The 14,388-nt window shown below is 33.4% G+C and carries 9 protein-coding genes; 7 read left to right on the forward strand and 2 right to left on the reverse strand.

The window, feature by feature from the left end:
* The first annotated feature begins 727 nt into the window (after positions 1–727).
* From GQR59_RS03710 to GQR59_RS03740, 7 genes are all read left to right on the forward strand, one after another.
* A complete protein-coding gene (locus tag GQR59_RS03710) occupies positions 728–1,867 on the forward strand; it encodes a 3-phenylpropionate MFS transporter (protein ID WP_236546639.1) in 1,140 nt (379 codons plus the stop codon).
* A gap of 152 nt (positions 1,868–2,019) precedes the next feature.
* Positions 2,020–2,490: an FxsA family protein gene (locus GQR59_RS03715; RefSeq protein WP_160060755.1), complete on the forward strand. Its 471-nt coding sequence runs from the start codon at positions 2,020–2,022 to the stop codon at positions 2,488–2,490.
* 157 nt (positions 2,491–2,647) lie between these two features.
* Positions 2,648–2,893, forward strand: a complete 246-nt coding sequence (locus GQR59_RS03720; RefSeq protein WP_160060756.1) for a DUF1107 family protein — start codon at positions 2,648–2,650, stop codon at positions 2,891–2,893.
* Between the two features lie 362 nt (positions 2,894–3,255).
* Entirely contained in the window at positions 3,256–3,546 is a 291-nt protein-coding gene (locus GQR59_RS03725) for a co-chaperone GroES (RefSeq protein ID WP_025565176.1), read from the forward strand.
* Positions 3,547–3,623: 77 nt separating this feature from the next.
* The gene (gene groL, locus GQR59_RS03730; protein ID WP_025565177.1) at positions 3,624–5,255 is read left to right on the forward strand and encodes a chaperonin GroEL; all 1,632 of its coding nucleotides are present in this window, start codon (positions 3,624–3,626) and stop codon (positions 5,253–5,255) included.
* 218 nt (positions 5,256–5,473) lie between these two features.
* The gene (locus GQR59_RS03735) at positions 5,474–6,463 is read left to right on the forward strand and encodes an alpha/beta fold hydrolase (protein ID WP_160060757.1); all 990 of its coding nucleotides are present in this window, start codon (positions 5,474–5,476) and stop codon (positions 6,461–6,463) included.
* 560 nt (positions 6,464–7,023) lie between these two features.
* Positions 7,024–8,277 (forward strand): hypothetical protein, encoded by a 1,254-nt coding sequence (locus GQR59_RS03740; protein ID WP_160060758.1) that lies wholly within the window; start codon positions 7,024–7,026, stop codon positions 8,275–8,277.
* Positions 8,278–8,606: 329 nt separating this feature from the next.
* On the opposite strand, the gene GQR59_RS03745 is transcribed toward GQR59_RS03740, so the two are convergent.
* Together GQR59_RS03745 and GQR59_RS03750 are read right to left on the reverse strand one after the other, a co-directional pair.
* Positions 8,607–9,470 (reverse strand): hypothetical protein, encoded by an 864-nt coding sequence (locus GQR59_RS03745; protein ID WP_160060759.1) that lies wholly within the window; start codon positions 9,468–9,470, stop codon positions 8,607–8,609.
* Positions 9,463–14,202, reverse strand: coding sequence for a hypothetical protein (locus tag GQR59_RS03750; protein ID WP_201288012.1), 4,740 nt, complete (start codon positions 14,200–14,202; stop codon positions 9,463–9,465). Before GQR59_RS03750 ends, GQR59_RS03745 begins: the two co-directional genes overlap by 8 nt.
* Positions 14,203–14,388 lie beyond the last annotated feature (186 nt).

A 14,388-nucleotide genomic window follows, 5' to 3' on the forward strand; every position in this document is an offset into this window, starting at 1 on the left:
GTTTTATGTTTTGACTTCGGGGCGTATGCTTCAGCTTGCAGGTTTTATGTGTGTTCTTTAATGCAAAGCTTACAGTCATTCAATCCACATTTCTAAATTCAACACAAAAAAACTCTGCAGGCTAAAGCCAGCGCCCCTAAAAATAAACTATCGCTTAGCATAAATACTATGATGATTTGACCTCGGGCGCATGGCGAATTAGGCGAAGCCTAGTGTCATGAGCGGAGGAGCTCTGCGAGTCCTGTTTTCAGCTTGCAGGTTTTTGTTTGTGTTTGCTTTTTAATGAGGATTTTACTGCCATTCAATTCACATTTCTAAATTCAACACACAAATGATCCTGCAGGCTAAAGCCAGCACCCCGATAGAAAAGCAATATAAACTCTGCAGACTAAAGTCAGCGCCCCGATAGAAAAGCAATATAAACTCTGCAGACTAAAGTCAGCGCCCCGATAGAAAAACAATATAAACTCTGCAGACTAAAGTCAGGGCACCAATAGAAAATCAATACGGTAATCCTGCCTGTTAAAACTAATACACCAATAAAGATTAACCAAATCCATTGAGCGATTGTATTTTCACTATAACTTTCAGTTCGTTATATAAAACTTCATCAAGTAACTTTATTGAACTAAATGCCATCTTATTATTAAAATCTTATCTTTTTAATACTGATTAATTAATAAAAGTCGATACAATAGCCTTATCAACTCACAAGGAAGTCACCGTATTGAATATCGCCGCTAAATCATGGATAACTGCTTATTTTGTTTGCTTCTTTTTTATTTGGGGCGTCTTTTTACCTTTTTGGAGCGTTTGGTTAGCAGAGAAAGGAGTTAGTCCAGAACAAATAGGGACGCTATTTTCCTTAGGCCTCGTATTACGGTTTGTCAGTAATATTGGTTTATTACCACGTTTAAAAACAGCTAAAGGGCCATTGACAATGGTCTGTTATCTCACCTTTTTCGCTCTTATGTCTTTGTTATTATTGATTTATTTTCAAGGTTGGTATGCTTTAGCTGCTGCGACATTATTGCTTAATTTTTTATTGGCACCCATGATTCCTTTGGGCGATATCATTGGCACACGTTTAGTTAAACAAATTCAGATTAATTATGGAAAAGTGCGGTTATGGGGATCAGTTAGTTTTATTGTGGGGTCTACTTTTGTAGGGTGGACAATCGGCGAGTTTGGTCATGAAAGCATTTTATGGTTAATTATTATTGCGGTCTTTTTTAATTATTGCTTAAGTCTAATTAAATTAAATCCACAATTACAAGAACAAACAACGCCGAAAAAACATATTAATAACAATCTCATGTCATTAATTAAACAGCCGAAAGTTATTTATTTCATCTTAGTGATGGGGCTAATACAAGGTAGTCACGCCGCTTATTATGCGTTTAGTGCTTTGTATTGGAACTCAATGGGAATTTCTGAGTTTAATATTGCATTATTATGGGGGATTAGTGTGGCTGCAGAAGTCCTGTTAATGCGCTTTAACGACAGATTGTTCGGTAGTTGGTCGGTTAAGCAAATGTGTCTTTTAGCGTTAATAGCGGGAATAATACGTTGGGGAGTCTTATCTCAAACCACCGATATGACGTTATTGATATTGGCACAAACATTCCATGCTTTTACTTTTGCATTATCTCACTTAGCGGCAATGCGTTTTATTGCGATGCAGGAAGAACATTTAATGGTCGGTTATCAAACCTTATACTCAAGTGTTGGTTTAGGGTTAGTGATGGCGTTACTCACATTCATCTCTGGTTGGATATATGCCCCTCAAGACAGCACCATCTTTATATGGATGGCGTGTATTATGCTGCCGGTATTTTTCTTATTAAAAAAATGGAAATGTGACTAAACTTTATCAAACCTTATTTAAATTCAACCTCTCATTATTCATACATGAGAGGTTGAGCATGAACTTATTAAGCCTTTTACCCTCCAATACCTTGAAATAAACAAATTAATCCCCATTTTATATGTGTATTCATTCTGTTAATTGAGGTCTCTATGTTTGCACGGTTGTTTTTAATTTTTACTGGTGTGTCATTACTAGAAATATTTGTATTAGTTAAAGTTGGTGGTTTTTTAGGTGCGTGGCCAACTATTTTATTAGTGATCATCACCGCGCTAATTGGTTCAGCCTTAGTGCGTAGTCAAGGTTTACAACTAGTACAAAAATTACAAGAACGCATGGCCTCAGGTGAAATGCCTGGACAACAATTAATTGAAGGGATGATGTTAATTATCACTGGGATCTTATTAGTTACTCCAGGCTTTGTGACTGACTTATGTGGTTTATTATTATTACAACCGACTCTTCGTGCAGGCATTGCTAAATTCCTATTAGCACATGTTAAATTTGCACCCCAATCTTCAATGGGTGGGTTTTCTAGCCAAGGTTTTGGCCAAACCGCTAGAAATGATGATTCAGTGATTGAAGGTGAGTTTGAACATAAGGAAGATAAAAAAATAGATTAAATATTGTGATTTAATCTAAATGTTTTTTAATAAAATTGTCATATAGTTTGCGTAATATACGTGCATCGTTTATTAATGCGCTGTTTATTAATACATTAGATTAATAGCTAACATCAATGCAACATCAAAATAAAAAATAATAATAAAAGGTAAAATGATGAAAATTACTCGTCCTAGTACTTTAAGAGTATTTAAAAAATACCAACCACGTCAAATTGCAAAATTTGCTAAAGGTTTTTTTAATGGCCGTATTTTTATAGCAGGGTTAGGTCGCTTTAGAGTCGTTGATGGAAAAGTTGTTGCCTACAAACATTTAATTGCAGAACAGAAAGTCTTAATGGCTGTCAGCGAAATTAATAAAATGGTGTTAGAGCTGTCTCACCCAAAAGTCGTTACTGCATAATCTGTTTGTCATTTTAATGGTTTCTTCGTCATAACTGTCCTTTAGTGATAACGGCCCATTAAGCTTTAATCATTCCTTACTTTTAACCACACCTTGATTTTCTTTTTCTCAAACATTAAATATATACCGGTTACTATTCAAGGTGCTTTGTTCAGTCGTTAGGCGCAACATATTAGCAATGACTAGTCCTTACCGAAGATTGCAATGAAGAGTTGGTTTTCTTCGCCGCTTGTTGGTTTTTATGTTGGTGAGAAAATTATTTTAATAATTTTTTTCTAAACTGACTTGAATCGTACCTTTTTGACCCCATCACATAACCAACTATAAGCAACTTAATCTGTTAACTATCAAAGGAAGTCATAATGTCTATTCGTCCTCTACATGATCGCGTTATTTTAAAGCGTACTGAGAAAGAAACTAAATCTGCTGGTGGTATCGTTTTAACTGGTAGCGCTGCTGAAAAATCAACTCGTGGTGAAGTTATCGCCGTGGGTAAAGGTCGTATTTTGGAAAATGGTGAAGTAAGACCATTAGATGTAAAAGTAGGTGATACTGTTATTTTCAGTGAAGGCTACGGCTTAAAAACAGAAAAAATTGAAGGTGAAGAAGTCCTGATCTTAAGTGAAAATGACATTTTAGCGATTGTTGAATAGTCGAATCATCGCTAACAATTACTGTTTATTCTCTTGTTTTGAAAACAAAAATTAAAGAAAAGTAAAAGGAAAATATAATGTCTGCTAAAGAAGTTAAATTTGGTAATGATGCTCGAATCAAAATGCTGGATGGCGTAAACATTTTAGCCAATGCTGTACGTGTAACACTAGGTCCTAAAGGCCGTAACGTGGTTATCGACAAAAGTTTTGGTGCTCCTCAAATCACTAAAGATGGTGTGACTGTAGCTAAAGAGATCGAACTTTCTGACAAGTTTGAAAACATGGGCGCACAAATGGTTAAAGAAGTGGCTTCTCAAACTAATGATGCAGCTGGTGATGGAACAACAACAGCAACAGTACTAGCACAATCAATCATCACTGAAGGCCTAAAAGCGGTTGCAGCCGGTATGAACCCAATGGACCTAAAACGTGGTATCGACCAAACAGTTAAAGCAGCTGTTGTTGAATTGAAAAAACTATCGACACCTTGTTCTGACTCTAAAGCAATCACACAAGTAGGAACAATCTCTGCTAACTCTGATGTAGAAATTGGCGAAATCATTGCAACAGCAATGCAAAAAGTAGGTAACGAAGGCGTTATCACTGTTGAAGAAGGGCAAGGCTTAGAAACTGAGCTAGAAGTGGTTGAAGGTATGCAATTCGACCGTGGTTACCTATCGCCTTACTTCATGACAAACCAAGAAGCAGGTACTGTTGAGCTAGATAGCCCATTCATTCTAATCGTTGATAAAAAAATCGGTAACATCCGTGAATTATTACCAACATTAGAAGCAGTGGCTAAAGCATCAAAACCATTATTAATTATTGCTGAAGACGTTGAAGGCGAAGCGCTAGCAACATTAGTTGTTAATAACATGCGTGGCATCGTGAAAGTAGCGGCTGTTAAAGCACCTGGTTTCGGTGATCGTCGTAAAGCAATGCTACAAGATATTGCCATCCTAACAGCTGGTACAGTTATCTCTGAAGAGATTGGTCTAGACCTTGAGAAAGTAACACTTGAAGATCTTGGTCAAGCTAAACGTATCGTTATCAATAAAGACGAAACAACAATCATTGATGGTGCAGGTCAACAAGATGCTATTTCAGCACGTGTTAGCCAAATCAAACAACAAATCGAAGCGTCTTCATCTGACTACGATAAAGAAAAACTTCAAGAGCGTTCTGCTAAATTAGCAGGCGGTGTTGCGGTCATTAAAGTTGGCGCATCAACTGAAGTAGAAATGAAAGAGAAAAAAGACCGTGTTGACGATGCATTACACGCAACGCGCGCAGCAGTTGAAGAAGGCGTAGTTGCTGGTGGTGGTGTTGCACTAGTACGTGTTGCTGGTCTATTAAAAGATCTTAAAGGTGACAACGACGACCAAAACGTAGGTATTCGTGTTGCACTTCGTGCAATGGAATCTCCATTACGTCAAATCGTTGCTAACTGTGGTGAAGAAGCATCAGTAGTCGCAAGCAACGTACAAAAAGGCACTGCAAACTACGGTTACAACGCAACAACTGGCGAATACGGCGATATGTTAGAAATGGGTATTCTTGACCCAACTAAAGTAACACGTAGCGCATTACAGTTTGCAGCGTCAGTAGCAGGCCTAATGATCACAACTGAATGTATGATCACAGACCTACCAGTAGATGCACCAGCTGCGCCTATGCCTGATATGGGCGGAATGGGTGGTATGATGTAATTCTGACTGCATAAATCGTCTACTTCATCGTTGCTTTACCACTCGTTTAAGAAACACTAAACGTCGCGGACAAAGCGCCTTGAATTAAACAATTTCTGCTATCCAGAATGGCATTGCTGTTTATATTATTTAAAAGCTCACTTCGGTGAGCTTTTTTGTTTCATAAGTAATAGTCCAAAATTGTTTTTTAATATTACCAATAAACTTAAGGAGTTATGATGAAATTAAGCTTCGTATTATTAAGTCTTATGGTCGCTTTTCCACTCTTTGCTCAAATCAAAAAATCACATGCAAATCAATTGGCAGAACCATCAAATAACTTCTTTTCTCTTAAAGAGATAAAAAATGCAGATAGCAAAGAGTTAACGCCTCTGCAATATACACAGGCGAGTGATGATACCACTTTGGCGTTTCGCTCTTATCTGCCACTGCAAGCTAACGCGATATTAATATTTTTCCATGGGGCAGGTGCTCATAGCGGACTTTCCTATAATCATATTGGTGTGGGGTTACGTGATGAGTTTAATATTGCCGTGTATATGCCAGACTTAAGGGGACATGGAAGCTCTGATGGACCACGAGGTGATACGCCCTGTGATCAACAAGTTTGGTTAGATATTAATACAATGGTTAAACATGCTCGAAGTCAGTATCCTTATTTGCCTCTTTTTATAGGCGGTCACTCTGCAGGAGCTGGCCTTGCACTTAATTATTCCAGTTGGGAGCAAAGAGACGTTATCGATGGTTATGTATTTCTTGCCCCTTATTTTGGTTTTCGTTCAGAAACTAGTTACGATAAAGCTGAAAATGATGGATATGAATTTTCTAGCATAAATGTTTCAGACTTTGTTATAAATAGCATGAGTGGTGGGCTGTTTTTAGGTCATTCAAAGGCGGTTAAATTTAATTACCCTGATAGTATTTTAGAAAATAACCCTAAAATAGTCACATTTAATACGGTCAATATGTCAAAAGCAGTCACGCCTTACTCTCCTGATACTCAACTCTCTAAATTACAGCAATTCGGACTGTGGATTGGAAACAAAGATGAAGCGTTTGATCCCGAAAAAGTTATTCAGTTTGCAAAAGACAATAGTGCACCGAAAGCAAATAAAGAAATAAAAATCATTGAGGAGGCAAATCACTTTTCTATTATTTTAGACGCTTCTAAGTTAATGGGGTCATGGATAACGAGTGTTATCCAATAAATCAAAGATGACCCTGATGATTGGGCTGACCTTAACCACAACGTCTGTCTTATAAAGAGCTTAATCATTCATTTCGCTTTAGACGTGCTACATGATGTTCTGTTTTTTAATGGCATAAATCGACTAGCGCATCATTTGTTTAAAAAGAAGTTTGTTTGTATTTGATAACTGGGAATAATATTAATTATTTTGTATAAATAACCTAAAGGTCAAAAAGTTGAACTTTCTTTTTTCTATCAAATAATCACTATGTTTTAAGTCGCTATGGGGCACAAAGCGACTTAGAATTTGTGTGTGTGTTTATAAAATATAACGTCAGCTGTTCCGACAAAGCAGACATTAGAATTAATAATTTGGGCCCGATTTACAACATTCAGAAGATTCAGAGTTTCCTAATCTTGATAGGCAACTAAGCCACCATTTAGGTCATTCAAATTAACTAATCCCAGCTCCATTCATTACTTAGTTTGTCTTGGTAGTGTAATTTAAAGCTGATGAAAGAACTTTAAATACCCTTATGATATTGTTGATATATCAGACTAGGAAAAATAAGGTTATTCATGGCGTTAAACTTACAGCTTCAATTATCAATGAGTAAAGGGTTATCAAAAGCAATTGTATTTCATGGCTTAGAGTTTTCTGTAGTAGTACATCCCACTATTCACGGAGATCCAATACTAACCTCACAAGGTTTTTATTACTTAGAACAAATGGAATCCGTAGCTGAAATACGTTTTGAAACTGGAGTTCCTCGTTTAAATGATAATCAAATTGAGTACATCTTAGATAATTATTTATTTGAATATAGTGTTATTCATGATGAGTCGCAGGTTAATACTAAAGTTACCAATTTTAAATATTCACACAGCCATTTCAGTGAAATTTATCCTTTATATGATCAATTTAATACTCAAGCTTTATTGCTAGATGAATTAAATGATACCTCTATATTAAGTATTAAATCTCTTGAAGGAGAGCCTAAGTATTACTTTCATGATTATTGCTTAGTTAAAGCTTATAGTGACGATATGATTAAAAACCATGTTAGTGCTTTATCACAGTTACTAGATAAAAAGTTATTAGTACAAATGTTACCTACAGAAGATCGTGACGGCTACTTTGGTAAAATGCGTCTTTTAAAGTGTGATGATGGGTTAATCGATTATTATCAAGCAAGTCAATTTGAGTATGGCTTTGGGTCAAGAGATATTAAACCTGATCAAGGGTGGGTAACACTCAGATCTGAAATTGAAAGTGTTAATGATTTTGAATTGCCAATAGAAACCGTTTATCTTGATAAAAAATATAACCCTATATTATTACCTTATTATTTTTCTGGTTTAAAAGAAGTTAATCCCTTATTGAATTTTATCGGCTTTTATAATGTTCTAGAGTATTACTTTGAAGAAGCACCAATTATCTTGAATAGAAAAGCTATAGGTGAAAAAGAGCAGATAGAATGCGTGTTATCTTGGCTCGTTACTGAACAATCTATAACTGATTTCTTTGCCTTACAAAGTCCTGAGTTTAACTCTATTATTGAAAATGAAATAAAAACCTCTTCAACAGTTAGTATTAAAGGGTTAGATATTAAGACAAAATCAAATTTAGTTCGCAAGCTCTCAATCTGGTTCTACTCTATCAGGTGCGCTGTTATTCACTCTAAAAAAAGTCGTAATAACAAAGAGGTAGCTATATTTAAACCATATTCAGAAGAAGTAAATAATATGGCGATATCAATTCCAGTAATTAAATGGTTGGCTATTAAATGTATTCAAAAAGACAGTCAATTAAATGGTTTTTGTGATTTATAATGATTTGAAATATGCGTCCCCAAGGTATGTCGAGATATGCTTACCTTACATTAGCCGTATGGCAAGAAGTGATATAATGAATTTGAGCACTCTTTTATATATATTTTCGATGACGTATTAAAGGAAATTGAGTATGCATTCTAAATTGCCTTTACTAATGACTACTTCAGCCTCAAAGTTAATATTTAGTCATTAAATACCAATAAAGGCAATGAGCTTGCAGGAGTCTTTGCCTTTATTCTAACTTCGTATACATAAGAGCTGGCAACAAAGTCACCAGAGCAATGCATTAAACACCAACTTGCTGAAGGTTATTTATTATTTTCACTCTAAATAACTTCACTGTAATAAATTACATCAGGGATTATTTTTTTAAGTTTATTGAAATAGTCCTCTCTTAATATCAAATCACAACCTTCAAGCTTTGCAATATTTGAGTCCATCCCAACAAATGAAGAGCCATTACCAATTAATCGTTCTCTCCAACATCTAAATTGTAAAACGATTTCATCATTGCTATTTAATGCCCTTAGACCTTCATTGTAATTATCTAATTTTAGTTCAAGCATGTTCAATAATTTACTATTCATCCATAAAACGTATTGAGATTCGATGCTATTAATACTTGCATTAAAGCCCTGTATAAAAATCTCTCCAAGGTAGTAGCTGTTTTCCCAAATATGGTTAGACGAATATTTCTCAACTAAAGGGTTCATTTCTATTTTACATGGAAGTAAACCTTCAAATATTATACCACCTTTGCTTTTCTCTCTTTCTCCGTAATTATTTTCACTTAATTCTCTTTCAAATCTTGAGATCACTCTAAAACCCTCTTCATAATCAGGCTCTTTAAAGCCCATCACTACATCAGAAGGTTTTCGTATTATGGGTCTTTGGATTAAGGACTTAGAAGTGGCAATAATTGTTTTTATATCTAGTTTTATTTCACTTTCAAAAATCAGAGAGCTTTTATATTCGTCATATAAATGCTTGCATACGTATTTAAATACTAAGCTATCTATGTACACATTAGGAGACAATCGTTGATGAGAACGATTGACAAAAAATCCCATTTCATTTTCGTTAACATTTTTTATTATTTCCTCTTTTATTACATCAATATCAATTCCAACATTGTCTAAATAAACAAGGTATTTGTTCCGACTTATGCTAGCTAAAATTTGCTCATTCATGATCTAATCCATCTAAAATATCTTGTAGAGTGTTGTGGATATATAAATTTTCAATAACAAGAGCCTTCTTTAATTCAAGTTTAACCTCATTCAAAAATATAGAGTGGTTATCTATTTCGACTAGAAAAAGTTCTAATAAAGCTGCAACTGACAATTGATGAAAACGCTCTATATTATTAAAAAACCATCTAAAGGGTTTTATTAATAATGTATCATTGTGTTGCATGAGATAGCTAATAGCTACAATGATATCCTTTTGTATAAAGGCATCTAAGTTTTTTGTTTTACTAAGAATTACTACTATAGCTAGTTCATCATGATTCATATCTGATAATTCGATGCTCTCTACACTTTCCCATTTAAAATCATTTTTATCCGGTAATCTATTTTCAATAAAGTCAAAACTATTTTTGTACATTGATAAAATAGTTTCATCTTCTAAACCGGCATGTTCAAATGCAATAATTAAGTTAGAAGTATATTTATATAAGTAATTAGCAGAAGTTAGTATTTTACGAAGCGTTTTTGCTAAGATTTTCAAAGAGTCGGTTTTATTAATTTCTATGGCATCTTTCAGTGATTCTTTGTCAAAAAAACTAAAAAGAGAGTCATCCCTAGAGTAAACAAAATTATTTATTAAAAGAAAAATTTTAATTTCATTCGATAAAGATAATTGATTGATAATAAGTCGAATTGACTTATAGAATTCATCCGTTTCGCCTCTAATTTTTTTTGTAATAAGTGAAATCAATAATTCTTTTGAAAGTTTTTCATCATTGTTTCCAAAAAGGTATAAATAAAGATAATCGAAATCCGCATAACTTAAACTGAATTTTTTACTATTTTCTTGAATTAACTGAATCTTAGTTTTATCGCTTAAAGCTGTAGGTTTACAAATTACCCTTGTTAAATAATCACATTCTGTTTCATTAATATGTGCCATAAGAGATTGTTTATTATTTTCTTTTAAGCTATTGGGGACGTTCAAACCAAATTTACTTAGTAATGAATTAAATTTAGTAAGTATCTTATAAGTCACATCACTATCTGAATGGCTTAACCCCCTACTAATTAAATTAATTAAAGATAGTTCTCCTAGCTTTTTATCTATACTTCCTAGTTTATTAATTACACTCAAAAATCCATTCAGGTAATTATTATTTATATTTGTTGGGGACAATTTATATAGAAAATTAAGAATTATAGGATCTACAGAATCACTTTGTTGTAGGTATGCAACAAACATGTAATCAAGCTTCCAAAAATACTCATTCGTTAAAAACTCATTACATAAGTACATAGAGGCTAACTTATAATTAACATTCAAAAGTTGCTCAAACCAACTAATAGTCAACCATCGAGTATCTTTACCATCTTCTGTATGCTTCATTACAGCATCAGTTAAGAACTTTAACTTCTTAGAGTATTGCAAAGTAAATTCTTGATTAATTCTATTGATAGCTGGTAATGGGTAAATGACTTCTGTCAGGGTTGTATCTTTACGAGAGGTGTAACTCGTGATCAGCAAAAGAGCCTTTTCCAGTTCGTCTTTTGCTTCATTAATCATTCCGACTTTTCCATAATAAATGGACTTCCTAAATGAATAGTCTGCATGTTCATAATATTCATTGCTTTCCGCTTTATCAAACTGCTCATAGGCATCAATAATCAAGTGAATATTTTTATCATTTAGAAATTTTTTTTCTATTATGGGCAGTATTTGAAGTGGTATTCTCATTAAATCTGAGATCGCGACTTCCCATGACTCCTTTGAGACTATATATCGTAAAGATCGCTCAATAGTAAGCTCAATTAGACTACTATGGGTATCAATAAAATATACTGCTCTTGGTTCTCCTTTAAAGCGATCTGTATCGCTAGCTAAAAATTTAATGTTTTCTAGGATTGCTTTTTCTTTGTTTGTATCAGCGCAAGTATTTTCAATTATAAATAACCGAATAAAATACTTCATCCAATTGCATACGAAATTGTGTGAGGGCATTCCTTTTTCAAACTCAATTAATGCTTCAATATCGGACTGAGCATATCGTTCAACATTAAAGTAAAACTTGTCTAATTCATTGTTTTTTATAGGCTCACCTATAAATTTTAAATCCAAAGGCTCTATTTCAGAAGGCTGTTTGTCATCTGCAATCGAAATTCTTTGTTCGCAATTTGTTCTCTCTAGAGCAGCATTAATTCTAACTGCGATCGTTTTGTCTTCATCGTCATTAACACTTTTACAATGATGAAGTATCACCTCAAAACCTTTACTCTTAAATACTTCTACAATAAAAACTCTAAGATAATCAGAGTATTTATCAGATAAAACAGAATTGAAGATTTTATCTAATGGACTATTTATTTGAATTTGATAACAAATGAAATATTTAAAATCATCAAATGCAACGCCACTTTCAAATAAACCTTTTACTTCTTCCCAATGTGGTGAGTATCCATATTCTTGCAATATCGTAAAACCTTTAGCTGTAGTTCTGTCACTATAGTTTTTTTCGCTATTAAAAAATAAAAATGAATTAGCTTTTTCTGTTCCATAGATAGAACAAATTGCTTCAAAATATAGCTCGAAATTATCTAAAAACTGACTATGGTTTTTCTCAGAGTTTGTTGTTGATATAGCTCGATGCAACTCCCCTGAATAAATAAATAGAGGCCAGTCTTGTAATTTCTCTGCTATGTATAAGAAATGTTCATAGTTATTCTTTATTAACGTCTCTGAATGACCGTAATATAAGCTTTTGGATAAGAAGCTTTTCTCTGCATACGCACTCGCGTCTTCATACCGTTCTGAAAGTATTAAGTAGTTTAATAAATATCTGTAAGATTTATCATTTTCATAGAAGTCATTATTAATCAACCAATTTGCTATATATTCATATATCTCTTTTATGTCTTCTATAGAAGACAGTTTCTCAATGTTAAACCTTCTAAAACTGTCATGATATAACTTTACTCCCCCCCTAGAGCTATTTTCAGATATAACAGGGGCTAATACTTTCATGTCAGGATTAAAATGACGCTTCATCGGTATTATTTCTTTGAGTTCTTTTTTACTAACAGCGAACTCTAAGCAAGATAATATTTCAGACGTTGTATTATTGCCTATTTGACTTGTTAAATATTCATAATAATTTTTTAGGCCTAAATCATATTTAGGCAGGCTATCGATAAGCTCTTCATTAATAGCTTGATAATCATTAAGAGTCTTTAGTATGTAAGTCAAATATAGTGGACTCCCTTCACTTTTTTTATGAAGTAGAATCGATAGATTTTCATCATTAATTTGAATGTCTTCACATTCAAACCTGTCCATCAGTTCTTTAGTATTTTCTATATCCCAATTAGGTAATTGTACTTTTATAAATTCATAACTTTCTGTTAAAACGGCAACTTCATCCGTTGGCTGAGAACCTAATATAATACTGACATTATTAGGTAGTTTGATCTTCGATATGTACTCAATAATTTTTGTCTTTTCTTTAGATAAAGTAACTGAATTTTTCAAAACTCTATTAATATGATCTAAACCATCTACTATGATTATGATTGGCTCCTCAATAGCAGAAAGTAATAGATTTAACTCTTCTAAGTTAGCTGCTAGTACATTATTTTTTTCTTTTTTTAATTCAGGAAATTTTTGCCCAATCTCACTTATTAGGTTACCAAAAAAAACATCTAAACTAACTCTCTTATCAAACAAGGGATCTTCTGTACTCGTGAAGCAATAGTGTCGTATTACAGCATGGTTATTTCGTGTCAAATACTCTATTAAGTTGGTTAAGAACCATGACTTTCCTGCACCGGGCTCACCGAGCAATAACGTTTTATTGTTAGTAATAGCATTTTCAAGAAATAAACTATTTTTTTCATCTGATGTAATGTTTTTATTTTGGTCAACTTCGAATTTTTGCTCTATTCGACCAAAATCGGTTCTTACTCGTAGTTCAATAAGTATATCTTTTGCTGAAATTTGAGCTGAGCGTGTTCTACACACTCCTGTTAATTTAGCTAATCGTTCTAGAAAATCAGAGATGTAAATATCATCATTTGGATATTGTTCTATACCTAATTTTTGAGCTTGTTCTATTAGTATTTCTTCTAACTGACTTGGTCTATTAAATTTTAAACTTGCTTTAGGTAAGTTGACCTCAATAAGTAAATCATTACAAAAATAATTAAAGTCGGCCCTATTTATATCGTTATCTTTTACATAAGTTTTTAGGCTATTCCAGCGATTAAAATTTTCTTGATTTTCTTCCCATAATTGGTCAAGGTTAATTTTGAAAACTTTTGTTGGAAAATTATTGAATGATGACCTGTCAAGCTGTACCTCTAAAATTCTTGTAATGTCTTGGTCAACTGGTTCGTCCCAAGCCAAGCATAATCTAAATTCAGTATTAGGGGTTTTAAGGTTTTTCCACGTTTCAAATAATTTATGGATTGCTATTTTGTAATGAGTATCACCTGAAAGGTAATCTTTTATTAGTATTTTTGATACTGTGTCATTACTGTACTTAATCTGCTTCCGCTGTATTTCGGCACCATTAGTAATGACTAAGTCATCAAACCTATCAGGGATACTACCTGTCGTGTTCTTTTTATCTATTGAAAAAATACTATCGAGATTACCATCTAAAATTTCTTTTAAAATAAAGTAGCTTGTTATCAAATCTTGGTAATCATACCCTTCATGTGCATTATTTAAACTCAAACTACTTTCACCTTTTATCAATAATATAAATAGGAAGTCCATCTTAAGGGAACACTGACGTTTCATCTTTTATTTATATAACACAAATGCACTGATAAAGCAGTTTGTTCAGTGATTTCACTTAGTTAGGAAATAGTTTTAGTCGCAGGTGAAGTCTAAATGTGCATTTGTAAAAGTATCAATATG

The organism is Psychromonas sp. L1A2, from assembly GCF_009828855.1.
Lineage (GTDB): Bacteria > Pseudomonadota > Gammaproteobacteria > Enterobacterales > Psychromonadaceae > Psychromonas.